The 14180-nt window shown below is 72.4% G+C and carries 12 protein-coding genes; 2 read left to right on the top strand and 10 right to left on the bottom strand.

Annotated elements, in window-relative coordinates; genetic code table 11:
* Positions 1–26: 26 nt before the first annotated feature.
* From GGQ83_RS18205 to GGQ83_RS18225, 5 genes are read right to left on the bottom strand one after another with little or no spacing between them, the layout of a single operon-like run.
* A complete protein-coding gene (locus GGQ83_RS18205; RefSeq protein ID WP_184386453.1) occupies positions 27–887 on the bottom strand; it encodes an HpcH/HpaI aldolase/citrate lyase family protein in 861 nt (286 codons plus the stop codon).
* Complete coding sequence (locus GGQ83_RS18210) at positions 887–2089, bottom strand: CaiB/BaiF CoA transferase family protein (RefSeq protein ID WP_184386413.1); 1203 nt, start codon at positions 2087–2089, stop codon at positions 887–889. Before GGQ83_RS18210 ends, GGQ83_RS18205 begins: the two co-directional genes overlap by 1 nt.
* Entirely contained in the window at positions 2086–2961 is an 876-nt protein-coding gene (locus GGQ83_RS18215) for an FAS1-like dehydratase domain-containing protein (protein ID WP_184386414.1), read from the bottom strand. The genes GGQ83_RS18210 and GGQ83_RS18215 overlap by 4 nt, the downstream gene beginning before the upstream one ends.
* Complete coding sequence (locus GGQ83_RS18220) at positions 2958–4307, bottom strand: MmgE/PrpD family protein (protein WP_184386415.1); 1350 nt, start codon at positions 4305–4307, stop codon at positions 2958–2960. The genes GGQ83_RS18215 and GGQ83_RS18220 overlap by 4 nt, the downstream gene beginning before the upstream one ends.
* Positions 4304–5473, bottom strand: a complete 1170-nt coding sequence (locus GGQ83_RS18225; RefSeq protein ID WP_184386416.1) for a CaiB/BaiF CoA transferase family protein — start codon at positions 5471–5473, stop codon at positions 4304–4306. Before GGQ83_RS18225 ends, GGQ83_RS18220 begins: the two co-directional genes overlap by 4 nt.
* Before the next feature lie 176 nt (positions 5474–5649).
* Between GGQ83_RS18225 and GGQ83_RS18230 the strand changes: the two genes are divergently transcribed.
* A complete protein-coding gene (locus GGQ83_RS18230; protein ID WP_184386417.1) occupies positions 5650–6642 on the top strand; it encodes a Bug family tripartite tricarboxylate transporter substrate binding protein in 993 nt (330 codons plus the stop codon).
* 74 nt (positions 6643–6716) lie between these two features.
* Positions 6717–8000, top strand: coding sequence for an NAD(P)/FAD-dependent oxidoreductase (locus tag GGQ83_RS18235; protein WP_184386418.1), 1284 nt, complete (start codon positions 6717–6719; stop codon positions 7998–8000).
* 60 nt (positions 8001–8060) lie between these two features.
* On the opposite strand, the gene GGQ83_RS18240 is transcribed toward GGQ83_RS18235, so the two are convergent.
* The 5 genes from GGQ83_RS18240 to GGQ83_RS18260 are packed head-to-tail and all read right to left on the bottom strand — an operon-like array spanning position 8061 to position 14170.
* On the bottom strand, positions 8061–9248 hold the full coding sequence (locus GGQ83_RS18240) for an NAD(P)/FAD-dependent oxidoreductase (RefSeq protein WP_184386419.1): 1188 nt from the start codon (positions 9246–9248) through the stop codon (positions 8061–8063).
* Positions 9249–9250: 2 nt separating this feature from the next.
* Complete coding sequence (locus GGQ83_RS18245; RefSeq protein WP_184386420.1) at positions 9251–10555, bottom strand: NAD(P)/FAD-dependent oxidoreductase; 1305 nt, start codon at positions 10553–10555, stop codon at positions 9251–9253.
* Entirely contained in the window at positions 10552–12387 is a 1836-nt protein-coding gene (locus tag GGQ83_RS18250; protein ID WP_184386421.1) for an ABC transporter ATP-binding protein, read from the bottom strand. The genes GGQ83_RS18245 and GGQ83_RS18250 overlap by 4 nt, the downstream gene beginning before the upstream one ends.
* Entirely contained in the window at positions 12384–13235 is an 852-nt protein-coding gene (locus GGQ83_RS18255; protein ID WP_184386422.1) for an ABC transporter permease, read from the bottom strand. The genes GGQ83_RS18250 and GGQ83_RS18255 overlap by 4 nt, the downstream gene beginning before the upstream one ends.
* A complete protein-coding gene (locus tag GGQ83_RS18260) occupies positions 13232–14170 on the bottom strand; it encodes an ABC transporter permease (protein WP_184386423.1) in 939 nt (312 codons plus the stop codon). Before GGQ83_RS18260 ends, GGQ83_RS18255 begins: the two co-directional genes overlap by 4 nt.
* Positions 14171–14180 lie beyond the last annotated feature (10 nt).

Genomic DNA, 14180 nt, shown 5'->3' on the forward strand with positions numbered 1-14180 from the left:
TCGCATGGGGGGCCGGGGCCCGCATCTCAACGCGCGCGCGCCAGCACCTTCCGCGCGCGGTCCACCACCGGCAGGTCGATCATCTGCCCCTCGAAGGCGACGGCGCCCTTGCCTTCCGCGATCGCGGTGTCGAAGGCCGCGATCAGGCGCCGCGCGCGGTCCACCTCGGCCGGCGAGGGACCGTATTCCTCGTTGATCGGCGCCACCTGCGAGGGGTGGATGCAGGCCGCGCAGCCGAAGCCCAGCCGGCGCGAACGACGCAGCGAGGCGCGATAGGCGTCGAGGTCCGAGAAATCCGCGAAGGCGCCGACCGAGCCCATGGGCAGCACCCCCGCCGCCCGCGCCGCCGCCACGACCTGCATGCCGAAGGCGTAGAGCGCATCGGCACCCGGTTCCGCCTCCAGCTCGGTGCAAAGGTCCTCGGCGCCGACGCCGATCGCCGCCACGCGCGGGCTGGCGCGCGCGATCTCGGGCAGCAGCGGCAATGATTCCGCCGTCTCCACCACCGGGATCAGGCGGGTGTGGCCTAGCGTCAGGCCCTGCGCCGCCTCGCGCGCCGCCACCACCTCTTCCAGCAGGCGCAGATGCTCGGGGCCCATCGCCTTGGGCAGCATCAGTGCCGTGACCTCAGGCATCACGGCGGCCGCGATGTCGGGGATGGCAAGTTCCAGCGGGCGGTTGATCCGCACGCAGACCTCCACGCCGCCGCCGCGCACCTGACGCGCGGCTGCCGGCAGGGCGGCGCGGGCCGAGTCCTTGCCGTTGGGCGGGATGCTGTCCTCGAGATCGAGGATGATCACATCCGCGCCGCGGGTGTGCGCGCGGGCCACGAACTTCTCCGCCGTGACGGGCACGAACAGAAGGGAACGCCAGTTGGGGGCGGGCATCACGCGCCCTCAGCGAAGGCGGCGCCGGTCTTCATCATGGTCGCGATGCTCTCCTCGTCATGGCCCAGTTCGCGCAGGATGTCGGCCGTGTCGCGGCCGAGGCGCGGGGCGGGGATGGTCTCCTCGCGCATGCCGCCGCTGAAGCGGTTGGGCGTGCGCGCGCGGCGGATGCGGCCCTCGGTCGGGTGGTCGTCCTGCTCCCAGAAGCCGACCTCGGCAAGGTGCGGGTCCTCCAGCAAGTCTTCCAGCCGGTTGTAGCGGGCGGCGGGCACGTCGGCGGCGGCGAAGATGTCGAGCCACTCGGCCGTGGTCTTCTCGCGCAGCGCCTCGGCGCGCAGTTCGAAGAAGGCGGCGGCGTTCTCGCTGCGCGCCTTGGGGGTGTTGAAGCGCGGGTCCTCGCGCAACTCCGGCCGGCCGATGGCGGCGAAGAAGGCGAAGGCCTGGCGGTTGTCGTTGGGGTGCGCGGTGATGAAGCCGTCCTTCGTCGGCAGCGGGCGGTAATAGGGGCTGAGCAGGCGTTCGTCGCCCGCTGGGCCGAGTGGCGGCTCGAAGGTGGCCGCGCCCAGATGCTCGCTGGCGACGAAGCTCGCCATGTTCTCGAACATGGGCACCTCGATGGCCTCGCCCAGGCCCGTGCGCTCGCGGCGATACAGCGCGAAGCCCACGCATTGCGCGGCGATCAGGCCCGCGATGTGGTCGGTCATCACCATGGGCACGAAGCGAGGCTCGCCCGTGGAACGCTCGAAGGCGCCCGCCACGCCGGAAAGCGACTGGATCACGGGGTCATAGGCCGGCCGGTTGAAATAGGGGCCGCCGCGCCCGAAGGCCTGGATGGAGCAATGGATCAGCCGCGGGTTCAGCGCCGAGAGCGTGGCGAAATCCAACCCCGCGCGCTCCAGTCCCGCCGGGCGCACATTGGTCACGAAGACATCGGCCCGCGCCAGCAAGGCGCGCAGCGCGGCGGCTCCTTCCGGCTGCTTGATGTCGAGGCCGATGCTGCGCTTGTTGCGGTTGAAGTTGATGAACTTGCCGCTCATGGCCGGCGAGCGGCTGCCGGCGGCGAGGTAGCGCAGGATGTCGCCGCCCGGCGCCTCCACCTTGATCACCTCGGCGCCCTGGTCGGCCAGGGTGCGCGTGGCGATGGGCCCGACGACCACGGTGGTCAGGTCCACCACCCGCACGCCGTCGAGCGGCCCGCTCATGCGAATTGCAGTTCCATCTGGGCGCAGAGGGCGCCGCCCTGGTCCGCGACCCAGGCCGACATGGCGTCGTTTGCCACCGCGCCACCCGCCAGCGTCACGGTGTCGCCCACCGAGATGGGGCGCGTCAGCCGCGCGGTGAAGGCGGACAGCCGCCGCCCTCCGGCTTGCGCCATGGCGGCATCCAGCAGCAACTGCATGGTCAGCCCGCCATTCTGCACCAGCGCGGGATAACCCTCGACCTCGCGCGCATAGTCCGCGTCGTAGTGGATGCGGTGCGCGTTCCAGGTGATGGCGGAGTAGCGGAAGACGAGCGTGCTCGGCAGGTGTTGCACCTGGCTCCAGGCGGCGTCGGTCGGCGCGGGCTGGCCGGCATTGACGGGTGAGGAGGTGCCCGGCGCCACCGCCTCGCGATACAGCGCGTCGAACTCGTCCACCGCCACGGGCCGGTCGCCCACGGTGAAGGTGTGGCGCATGGTCAGCACGCAGATGGTGCCGGTGCGGGCCTGCTTGGGCTCGATCACGGCCACCTCGGCGCGCTTGGTCAGCACCTCGCCCACGCGAAAGCCGCCCTGCAACTGCACGCGCCGCCCCGCGCCCATGCGGCGGGGCAGGGGGATGGGCGGCAGCACCACGCCGGGCTCGGGGTGGCCATCGGCGCCGATGTCGCCCTGCCTGGCACTCTCGGCGCAAAACAGGCTGAACCAATGCGCCGGCACCTCCGCCCCGCGCGGGAAGGCGTTCGGGTCCATGTCCAGCATGGCGGCGATGCGGCGCATCACGGCCGGCGTCACGTCATCCTTGATGACCCAGCTGCGGCCGAGCCATTCCTCGCGAACCCGCGCCACGCGCGTGGCGAAATCCTCGCCGCTCATACGCGGCCACCGCCCAAGGTCGCGATGGCGGGCAGCGTCTCCAGCCGCGCGAGCTGGTCCAGCAGCGCGCCGCCGCCATTCCAGCCGCGGGTGCAATCGGCGAACTTGGCGTGCAATTCGGTCTCCTCCAGGGGGTTCTGCGCGGCACCGCGCGGGAAGCGGATTTCGCCGCTGTCCAGCACATCGCCGCGCGTGGTGTGCAGCAGCACGCGGTCCGTCTCGGCGAAAGCCGGTTCCAGCGGGCAGCGCGTGTCACGCGTGGTGATGCGCAGCTTGGGGAACAAAGCGCGCACCTCGGGCTGGGTCACGAAGCCATCCGTCAGTTCCGCGAGGCCCACGCGGCGCGCCATGACCGCCGAGGCCACGGCGAATTCCAGGCTGAACTTCGCCTCCAGCCCCGTGCGCGGCGCGTGGTTGCGCAGCATGGAGGCCTGGGTCACGCCGATATGGGCCTCGACCGCCGCCACATCCGCCGCGCGCAAATCATGCCGCGCCACCAGCTCCAGCACGCCATCAATCGTGCGGTGGGTGGCGTAGCACATGGGGTAGCGCTTCACGTTCAGCCCGGTCTCACGGATGCGCAGCGCCTCGCCCAGCCGCGCCGGCGCGTCGCGGTCCACCCGGCCCTTGGGCGAGAGCGCGGCAAGGAAGCCCGCGTGATGCTCCATGGCGTCGGACGAGGCGGTGAAGCCCCGCGCGGCCAGCCGCACCGCCTCGACCGCCGAGGCCGCCGCGCGGCCCGCATGGAGCGGCTTCGTCATGCTGCCGAAATTGGCGACGAGCCCACCGGCCAGGCTGCCCGCCAGCGCCACGGCCTGCGCGGCGCGCGAAGCATCCAGCCCGTGCAGCGCGGCCAGCGCGGCCGCGGCGCCCACCGTCCCGAAGACGGCGGTGGGGTGCCAGCCCTTCTCGTGCAGCGGGTCGGGCTCGCGCGCGATGAGCTCGGCCCAGACCTCGTAGCCCACCAGGTAGGCGGCCATGGCGCGCGCGCCGGAAGCACCGATGCGCTCGGCCTCAGCGAGGATGGCCGGCACCAGCACGGTGGAAGGGTGCCCGCCCAGCGCCACGTCGTCATAATCCAGCGCGTGCGCGGCCGTGCCGTTCACCAGCGCGGCATCGGCCGCATGGGCGCGCTCCGCCCCCAGCAGCACCGAGGCCTCGGCGGCGGTGGACCCGCGCTCGGCGAGCTGGGCGCGCAGCAGCGTGACCGCGGGCTCCTCGCGCCCCGCGACCATGGTGCCCAGCGTGTCAATGAAGGCGCCGCGCAACAGTGGAAGCAGGTCATCCGGTGGCGCCTGTGGGGCGCTGGCGGCATAGGCGCCGATGGCCTGGGTCAGTCCGGTCATGCGGGGGCTTCCTTGGGGGTGTCGTCCAGCAGGGCATTGTCGGCGCCGCGCGCGGGCACGGGCCCGCGCGGGGCGGGGCGCGTGCCGTCGAAGGCCACGGGCAGGCCAATGGCGCTGACCCCCGTGCTGGGCAGGTTCTGCAACAGGCCCAGCGCCCTTGTCTGCGGGTGGTCCAGCATCTGCCCCACATCCTGCACCGGCGCGCAGGGAATGCCGGCCGCGTCCAGCCGCGCCGTCCATTCGGCGGTGGGGCGGCGCACCATCTCGGCCTCGATCAGCGGGTAGAGCACGGCCTGGTGCGCCACACGGTCGGGGTTGGTGGCGAAGCGCGGGTCGTGCAGCCAGTCCGGCCGCTCCAGCACCCGGGCCAGCGCGCGGAACAGCGCGTCATTGCCGGCGGCCACCACCAGCTCGCCATCGGCGGTGCGATAGGCGCGATAGGGGACGATGCCCTGCGCCCCCGAGCCCTGTCGCTCCGGCGCCTCGCCGGAGGCGAGGAATTGCGCGACGGGCACGCTCATCCAGGCGGCCGCCGTCTCGAAGAGGGAGACATCCACCACGCCGCCCATTCCGGTGGCGGCGCGGCGCTGCAGCGCGGCCAGGATGCCGATCACGGCCCACATGCCCGTGCCCATGTCCACCATGGAGACGCCCACGCGCACGGCGGGCCGCCCCGCCTCGCCCGTCACGCTCATCAGCCCGCCGAAGGCCTGCATCAGCGGGTCGTAGCCTGGCGCCTCGGCCAGGGGCCCGGTGCGGCCGAAGGCGCCCAGGTTGCAACAGACGAGGGAGGGCTTTTGCGCCAGCAGCGCCTCGGCGCCGAGGCCCAGGGATTCCGCCTGGCCGGGGCGCATATTCTGCAGCACCACATCCCCACGTTCCAGCACCAGCGCCTTGAGGCGCGCCAGCGCCACCGGGTCGCGCAGGTCGAGGCAGAGTGAGCGCTTGCCGCGGTTCAGCGTCTGGAAGATGGCGCTCTCGCCCTCCCAGAAGGGCGGGCCCCAGCGGCGGGCATCATCGCCCGCGGGCTTCTCCACCTTGATGACCTCGGCGCCCATGTCGCCCAGGATCTGGCCGGCGAAGGGGGCGGCGACGCTGTGGCCGAACTCGAAGACGCAAAGCCCCGCCAATGGCAGGGCCGCGCCCGTGGCGCGCTGTTCCGTCATGCGACGCGGACCGTTTCCCCGGAAGTCTTGCGGCCAGCTTCCCCCCGGCCCCGCCCCCCGTCAACCGCGGGCCCCTTTCGAAGGGCGCGCTCCTCCGCCTAGACTTTGCCCGGCGTCGGAACCACGGCGCGAAGGACGCCCCGCCCATGCAGGCGCGGCGCATGGAGGAGACGTTCATGGAACGCAGGACCTTGCTGCGCGGGGCCGCGCTGACCCCCCTCGCGCTTGCCCCCCTTTCTTTGGCCACGCCGCGCCTGGCCGCGGCGCAGGCCTATCCCAGCCGCCCGATCCGCCTCGTCATCCCCTGGCCGGCGGGCCAGGCCACCGACATCATAGGTCGCCTGATCGCGGAGGGGCTGTCGCCCCTGCTCGGCCAGCCCGTGGTGCCCGACAACCGCGCCGGCGCGGGCGGCACCATCGGCACCGACAACGTGGCCAAGGCGGCGCCCGATGGGCACACGCTGCTCGCGGCCTCCTCGGGCCCGGTCAGCGTGGCACCCCTGCTGCGACGCCTGCCCTTCGACGTGGAGCGTGACCTGGCACCCGTCGCCATGGCGGGCAACTCGCCCTACCTGCTCGTGACGCGGCCGGGCTTCCCGGCGACGAACATGCAGGAATTCATCGCGGCGGTGCGGGCGGCGCCCGGGCGCTACACCTTCGCCTCCTCCGGCGCGGGGGCCACGGCGCATCTGGTGTCCGAGGCCATCAATCGCCGCCTCGGCTTCGAGGTCACGCATGTGCCCTTCACCGGCAGCGCGGCCGGCGTGGCCGCGGTGGCGGGCGGGCATGTGGACTATGTGGTGGAGACGCTGGCCGCCACGCAGCCGGTGATCCGCTCGGCCAACCTCCGCGCGCTGGGCATCTCGCTGCTCAATGGCAGCGCGCTGGCGCCCGACGTGCCGCCGCTTTCGCGCGTGGCGGGGCTGGAGGGCCTCGACCTCGGCGCCTGGCTCGGCCTCATGGTGCCCGCGCGCACGCCCGCGCCCATCATCACGCGCCTCGCCGACGCCATGCGCGATGTGATGCGAAACGAGACCCTGGTGCAGCGGATGGCCGCGGCCGGGGTGGAGCCCACCTATCGCGACACCGAGGCCTTCGCCGACACGCTGCGCGCGCAGCGCGAGGTGTTCAGCGACGTGATCCAGCGGGCGAATATCCGCATCGAGTGACGGCGAGGCCCTGGGGCCGGGCGCGTTGACAGCGGGGGCGGCCGGGGCAAGCCTGCCGGCCCCGGAGACCCACCATGCCCCCGCACACCCGGCGCCCGCTGCCCCCCAGCCTCTATGCCGACACGGCCATTCTCGCGCCGGAGACCCCGGCGCTGGAGGGCGAGGCGCGGGCGGATGTCTGCGTCATCGGCGGCGGCTTCACCGGCCTCTCCGCCGCGCTGCATTTGGCCGAGGCGGGCGCCTCCGTCATCGTGCTGGAGGCGCAGGAGCCTGGCTGGGGCGCCTCCGGCCGCAATGGCGGCCAGGTGAACCCCGGCCTCAAGAACGATCCCGATGTGGTGGAGCGTGACTTCGGCCCCGATCTCGGCGGGCGGATGCTGGCGCTGTCCTATGGCGCGCCCGATGCTCTCTTTGCCCTGGTGCGCCGCCACCAGATCCCATGCGAGGCGCGGCAGGAGGGCACGCTGCGCGCGGCCATCGGCGCCCGCGCGGCCGCGGAGGTGCGGCACAGCGCAGAGCAGGGCGCGCGCCGCGGCTGGCCCGTGACCTTCCTGGACGCGGCGGGCACGGCGGCGCTGACCGGCACGGCGCGCTACACCGCCGCCATGCTGGATGCGCGCGGCGGGGACGTGCAGCCGCTCTCCTATGCGCGCGGGCTGGCGCGGGCGGCGATGGGGCAGGGGGCGCGGGTGCATGGCGGCAGCCCGGCCGTGAAGCTCGCGCGGGCCGGCGAGGGCTGGCGCGTCGAGACGCCACACGGCGCGGTGCGCGCCGCGCAGGTGGTGCTGGCCACCAATGGCTACACCGACGACCTCTGGCCCGGGCTGCGGCGCAGCGTGGTGCCGGCCTACAGTTCCATCCTTGCCACGGCGCCGCTGCCCGAGGAGGTGGCGCGCGGCATCATGCCCCGCCGCGCCGCGCTCTATGAGGCCGGGCGCATCACCACCTATTACCGCATGGATCGGCAGAACCGCCTGGTGATCGGCGGGCGCGGGCCGCAGCGGCCGCTGCCGGGGCCGGATTCCATCCGCTATCTGGCCGAGTATGCGCGCAAGCTCTGGCCCGTGCTGGGTGGGGTGGAATGGACCCATGGCTGGAACGGGCAGATCGCCATCACGGCCGATTACTACCCGCATCTGCACGAACCCGCGCCGGGGCTGATCGCCGCGCTGGGCTACAATGGCCGCGGCGTGGCGATGGCGACCGCGATGGGGGCGCAGATCGCGCGGCGTCTGGCGGGGCAGGAGGTGGACATGCCCATCACCGCGATCACGCCGGTGCCCTTCCATGGCTTCTGGAAGCTGGGCGTGGCGGCGAAGGTCTGGCAGGGGCGCGTGCTGGACCGGCTGGGGCTGTAGCCCGCGCGGCGAACGCGGTTGATTCACGGCTTTGGTGATGCCACCGAAGCCGACCGGACGCTACGACACCGCACCGCTGCCAAAGGCACCCCGCAACGGCGCGCCCTCGGCGAAACGCGTGGCGCGATAGGGATCGAGAGGCAGGTCGGGTGGCAGGCCCAGCGCCGCCTGGGCCAACATCCGCCCCACCATGGGCGAGAGCTTGAAGCCATGCCCGCTGAAGCCGAAGGCCACCAGCAGCCCCTCGATGCCCGGCAGCTTCCCCAGCACCGGGTTCCAGTCGGGCGTGGTGTCGTAGAGGCCGGCCCAGGCGCGCACGAAGCGCCCATGCTCGGCAAAGCGCGGCATGCGGTGGGCGAGCTGCGCGCCCACCTCCGCCACCCAGTCCATCGGGATGTCACCGGTGCCGCCATCGGGGTCGGCCACCTCGTCGCCCGCGTCGCCCGCGCCCACCAGGATCTCGGACCCCGCATGGGGCCGGCTGTAGAGCATGAGGGGCGAGGCGAAATCCTTCAGCACCGGCAGGGCGCTTGTATAGGGCGCATCGGCCGCGAAGCTCGCGACCAGGTGGCGGGAGGCGTGGCAGGGAATCTCCGCCTCGGCCCAGCCGCGCAGCAGGGGGCTCCAGACATTCAGCGTGCTGACGACGACGCCGGCCGCGATGTCGCCCCCGCCGGTGCGCAGGCCGCGCACCCGCCCGCCCTCGCGCAGCAGCCCCAGCACGGGCGCGCCCTGGCGGATCACCGCGCCCTGGCGGCGGGCGGCGCGCGCGAAGGCATGGGCGGTCATGTAGGGGTCGGCGAAGCCTGCTTCTTCTTCATAACCGCAGAGTGCGATGTCCGAGAGGTCGAGCCAGGGGTGGATGGCCCGCGCCTCGGCGTGGTCCACCAGCCGGGCGGCGATGCCCAGTTCCTGCTGGGCCGCGATGGTCCGCTCCAGCGCCAGCGCCGCCTTGCCCTCGGGCGCCACGGCCAGGTAGCCAGTGCGGATCAGGCCGCAATCGGCCTCCTCATCCTCCAGCAGGGCGGGGAAGTCCTGGAACATGGCCAGTGCCGCCCGCGCCACCGCCACATTCGGCCGCACAGAATAGTAGGTGCGGAGAATGCCCGAGGATTGCGCCGTGGTGCCGCCCGCGATGTCGCCGCGTTCCAGCAGCAGCACACGCCTGCAGCCGAGGCGCGTCAGGTGGAACAGCGTGGCGCAGCCCACCGCGCCGCCACCCAGCACCACCGCGTCGAAGCTTTCCATGGTCATCGCCCCAGCGTGTCGCGGGCCTGCCACCAGGCGCTGAGCGCGCGACGCAACAGGGGACGCGCGAAGAGGAAGGGCGTGCTGCCGGTCGGCACGTCGTCGAAGGCTGTGGCGCCCTCGGCGTCGCCCAGCATTCGCAGCGCCGCTTTGTGGCCCAGATAGGGCATGAGCGCGACGCCGGAGCCATTGCAGCCCACCGCATACCAAAGCCCCTCGGCATCCTGGCCGATGCCCGGCAGGTCGCTGCGCGTCATGGCCACGTTGCCCGTCCAGGCGTGGTCGAGCCGCAGCGCGCCAAGGCCCGGGAAGACGCGCTGGAGATGCCCGCCCAGCCGCGCCGCCGCCGCGCGCAGCGGGATGGGGTGCAGCGCGGCGCGCCCACCCAGGATGATGCGCTCGCCATCGGGCGAGGGACGGAAGTAGAGGTGCGAGGCGGCCGTCTCCACCAGCATCCGCCCGTTCGGGATCAGCGCGCCGACGCGGTTGGCGCCGAGCCTTTCGGTCGCGATCAGGAAGGAGGGCAGGGCCACCACGCGCCGCGCCACGGTGGGTGCCGGCCGTGCGCCGGAATAGCCATTGGTCGCGACCAGCACCGCGCCCGCCCGCACCGCGCCGCGCGGCGTGCGGACCATATGCCCCGCGCCCTCCCGCACGATCGAGATTGCGGGCGTGTGCCCCACCACCCGCGCGCCCGCCGCCCGAGCCACGGCCAGCAGCCCCTGGTGGAACAGCGCCGGGTGCAGCCCGCCATGCGTGGGGAAGAGCAGCCCGCCATGGTAGAGGTCGGAGGCGATTTCGCGGTGCTGTTCGGCGCGCGGCACCACCTCGACGGGAAGGCCCACCTCGCGCGCCAGCAGCTCGGCCTCGCGCGCCAGCATCTCGTAGTCGGCGGGGGTCGCGGCACCGCGGAAGCGGCCCACGCGGCGGAAGCGCGCGTCAATCCCTTCGCGCGCGATCAGCCCCGTGGCGAAATCCAGCGCCGCCATGCCCTCGCGGATCAGCGCCTGGGCCTTGGGCCGGCCGTGGCGGGCGATGAGGGCGGAGTAGCTGAGGCGATGCCCATGCCCGACCATGCCGCCCGAACGGCTCGACCCGCCGAAGCCCGCGGCCTCGGCGTCCAGCACCAGCACCTCGCGCCCGGCGCGGGCCAGGGTGAGGGCGGCGGAAAGCCCGGCATAGCCCGCGCCCACCACCACCACATCGGCGGTGTCGGGCAGGGGCGCATCGTCCGGTGCCTCGCGCGGGGCGGCCTCCCACCAATAGGGCGCCTCCTGCAGCGCGGCGAGGTCCAGCGTGGCGCTCATGCCGGCAACCTCTCCCGTTCCGTGCCCCAGTCCTGCACCACATGGCCGGGGGAGACCTCGGTGTAGCGGCGCGGCGGGGGCGTGAAGTCGGGCGCGCGGATGGGCGAACGGATCTCATCCGCATCCAGCCCGCGCCGGATGCGCCCGCGCCGAGGGTCGGGCACCGGCACGGCGGCCATGAGGCGGCGCGTGTAGGGGTGGCGCGCATCACCGAAGATGGCGGCACGCGGGCCGATCTCCACGATCTCGCCCATGTACATGACGGCGACGCGATGGCTCACGCGCTCCACCACCGCGATGTCGTGCGAGATGAAGAGGTAGGCGAGGCCCAGTTCCGCCTGCAAATCCAGCATCAGGTTCAGCACCTGCGCCTTCACCGAGACATCCAGCGCCGAGACCGCCTCATCGGCCACGATCAGCCGCGGTTCCAGTGCCAGCGCGCGCGCGATGCACAGGCGCTGCCGCTGCCCGCCGGAGAATTCATGCGGGAAGCGTTCGGCCATGGCGGGGTCGAGGCCCACCCGGCGCAGCAATTCGGCCACGCGCGCGCGCGCCTCCTCGCGGCCCGCGAGGCCATGCACCACGATGGGCTCGGCCAGCGCCGCGCCCACGCGCTTGCGCGGGTTGAGCGAGGCGAAGGGGTCCTGGAAGATCATCTGCATGCGCCGGCGCATGGCGACCAGGCCGCGCCGGTCGAGGGTCGCGATGTCCGTCCCCTCGAACAGGATGCGCCCGCCGGAGGGCGGCACCAGCCGCAATATGGAGCGGCCGGTGGTGCTCTTGCCGCAGCCGGATTCGCCGACCAGCGCCAGCGTCTCGCCCTTTCGCAGGGCGAAGGAGACATCCTCCACCGCATGCACGCGCCCCGTGACGCGCGAGAGCAGGCCTGAGCGCATGTCGAAGCGCGTGACGAGGCCGGCCACCTCCAGCAGCGGGCGGTCTGCAGGGTCCACCGTGTCGGGCGTGGGGGAGGGGGTGTCGCTCTCGCCGGTCGCGGTGTCCACGACGGGGAAGCGGAGCGGGCGCGACTGACCCTCCATGGAACCCAGGCGCGGCACGGCGGCCAGCAGGGCGCGGGTGTAGGGGGCCTGGGCCTGGGTGAAGAGGCGCGTGGTTTCGCCCTGCTCGACCGCGCGGCCGCGGTGCATGACCACCACGCGGTCCGCGATCTCGGCCACCACGCCCATGTCATGCGTGATGAAGAGGACGGACATGCCCTCCTCCTCCTGCAGCATCTTCACCAGTTCCAGGATCTGCGCCTGGATGGTGACGTCCAGCGCGGTGGTGGGTTCGTCCGCGATGAGCAGGCGGGGGCGACACGCCAAGGCCATGGCGATCATCACACGCTGGCGCATGCCGCCCGAGAAGCGGTGCGGGTATTCGTGGAAGCGTGACTTGGCGGCGGGGATGCGCACGCGGTCGAAGAGGCGCAGCGCATCGGCCTCGGCCTGCGCGCGGGCCAGGCCGCGATGGTAGATCAGCGCCTCGGCCACCTGGAAGCCCACGGTCAGCACGGGGTTCAGGCTGGTCATCGGCTCCTGGAAGATCATCGCGATCTCGTTGCCGCGCACGCGTCGCATCTCGCCCTCGGACAGAGGCGGCAGGTCACGGCCATCCAGGGCAATGCGCCCCTCCACGCGCGATTGCGCGAGCGGCAGGAGGCGCATGATGGAGAGCGCGGTGACACTCTTGCCGCTGCCGCTCTCGCCCACCACGGCCAGTGTCTCACGCTCATTCACCATGAAGGAGAGGTCCTGCACCACGGGCCGCCATTGCCCATCGGCGCGAAAGCTGACCGTGAGGTTCTCGATGGCGAGGACGGGCGTGGTCACGATTCGCCCTTCAGCTTCGGGTCCACCGCGTCGCGCAGCCCGTCGCCCAGCAGGTTCAGCGCGAAGACCACGACCAGGATGGCGACACCCGGCGCCATCGCCAGCCAGTAGCTGTCCAGGATGTTCTCGAACCCCTCGCGGATCATGCCGCCCCAGGTCGGGATGGGCGGGCGCAGCCCAAGGCCGATGAAGGCGAGCGAGGCCTCGGTGCGGATGGCGCTGGCCAGCCACAGCGAGGACATGACCAGGATCTCCGCGAAGATATTGGGCAGGATGTGCAGGAACAGGATGCGCGCATCCGAATAGCCCAGCGCCCGGCAGGCCTCGACATATTCGCGTTCCTTCACCGCGATGGTGGGCGCGCGCGCGATGCGCGCGAAGGCCGGCACCGAGGTGGCGGCGATGGCCAGGATGATGTTGGGCAGCGTCGGCCCCAGCATCGCGACCAGGATCAGCCCCAGGATCAGCGCGGGGAAGGCCAGCAGCACGTCCATGGCCTGCATCACCACCACGTCGAACCGCCCGCCATACCAGCCGGCCAGCATGCCGATGAGGGAACCCACCAGCATGGCCGCCAGGGTGGAGGCGATACCGATGAACAGGCTGTAGCGCGCCCCGTGCAGCAGCCGAGACAGGATGCAGCGCCCGAACTGGTCCGTGCCCAGCGGATAGAGCGCCGAGGGGCCTTCGAGGCGGGCGAAGATGTCCTGCTCGATCGGGTCGTGCGGCGCGATCCAGGGCGCCAGCGCCGCCAGCGCCACCACCGTCAGCAGGACGATCAGCCCGGCCCAGGAGGTCTTGTTGGTGTTGAAGGCGCGCAGGAGCGTGGCGGTGGCGGTGCCCGTCATTTCAGCTTCACCCGTGGGTCGGCCGCCCCATAGGCGAGGTCGGTCAGCAGATTCACGATGATGACGACGAAGGTGTAGATCACCATCATCCCCTGCAGCAGCGTGTAGTCGCGCTGGTTCAACGCCCCCACGATGAGCTTGCCCAGGCCCGGCCGGTTGAAGACGATCTCGGTCAGCACCGAGTTGCCGATCAGCACGCCCAGATACAGCCCCACGATGGTGATGATGGGGATCAGCGCGTTGCGCAGCGCATGCCGCCAGACCACGGCCCGCCAGGGCACGCCCTTGGCGCGGGCGGTGCGGACATAATCCTCGCCCAGCACCTCCAGCATGGCCGAGCGCGTCACCCGCGTGATGTAGGCCGCCATGATGAGGCCGAGGTTGATGGCCGGCAGCGCCAGCGCGCCCAGCCAGGCCGAGAAGCTGCCCCCCTGGGTGGACATCACCGGCGCCCAGCGCAGCTGGATGGCGAAGAAGATCAGCAGCAGGATGCCCGAGACGAAGGCCGGGAAGGACAGCCCCAGCAGCGAGGCGAGGCGGATCACGTAGTCGGTCGCGCGGTTGCGGTTCACCGCGGCCCAGACGCCCAGCGGAATGCCGGCCGCCGCGCCGATCACCAGCGCCGCCAGGGTGAGCTCGATGGTCCAGGGCAGGACGGCCAGCACCTCCTGCACCACGGGCCGCCCTGTGACGAGCGAGACGCCCCAGTCGCCCCGCACCGCGCCCCAGAGGAACTCGATGTATTGCACGCCGAGCGGCCGATCGAGGCCGAGCCGCGTGCGCATGGCGGCGATGGCATCCGCCGTCGCCTGCTCGCCCAGGATGACCTGCGCCGGATCGCCCGGGACGACCCGGACGATGAAGAAGACCAGCGTCAGCACCGCCCAGAGCGTGACCAGGGCGAAGGCGAAACGCCGCGCGATGAAGGTGCTCACGCGGCTGCCA

The sequence above is a fragment of the Roseococcus suduntuyensis genome, from assembly GCF_014196305.1.
GTDB lineage: Bacteria > Pseudomonadota > Alphaproteobacteria > Acetobacterales > Acetobacteraceae > Roseococcus > Roseococcus suduntuyensis.

Coding starts and splice junctions, on each gene's coding strand:
- GGQ83_RS18205 (WP_184386453.1), bottom strand. CDS start 887: ATGCCCGCCCCCAACTGGCGTTCCCTTCTGTTCGTGCCCGTCACGGCG.
- GGQ83_RS18220 (WP_184386415.1), bottom strand. CDS start 4,307: ATGACCGGACTGACCCAGGCCATCGGCGCCTATGCCGCCAGCGCCCCA.
- GGQ83_RS18215 (WP_184386414.1), bottom strand. CDS start 2,961: ATGAGCGGCGAGGATTTCGCCACGCGCGTGGCGCGGGTTCGCGAGGAA.
- GGQ83_RS18235 (WP_184386418.1), top strand. CDS start 6,717: ATGCCCCCGCACACCCGGCGCCCGCTGCCCCCCAGCCTCTATGCCGAC.
- GGQ83_RS18225 (WP_184386416.1), bottom strand. CDS start 5,473: ATGACGGAACAGCGCGCCACGGGCGCGGCCCTGCCATTGGCGGGGCTT.
- GGQ83_RS18255 (WP_184386422.1), bottom strand. CDS start 13,235: ATGACGGGCACCGCCACCGCCACGCTCCTGCGCGCCTTCAACACCAAC.
- GGQ83_RS18210 (WP_184386413.1), bottom strand. CDS start 2,089: ATGAGCGGGCCGCTCGACGGCGTGCGGGTGGTGGACCTGACCACCGTG.
- GGQ83_RS18240 (WP_184386419.1), bottom strand. CDS start 9,248: ATGGAAAGCTTCGACGCGGTGGTGCTGGGTGGCGGCGCGGTGGGCTGC.
- GGQ83_RS18245 (WP_184386420.1), bottom strand. CDS start 10,555: ATGAGCGCCACGCTGGACCTCGCCGCGCTGCAGGAGGCGCCCTATTGG.
- GGQ83_RS18230 (WP_184386417.1), top strand. CDS start 5,650: ATGGAACGCAGGACCTTGCTGCGCGGGGCCGCGCTGACCCCCCTCGCG.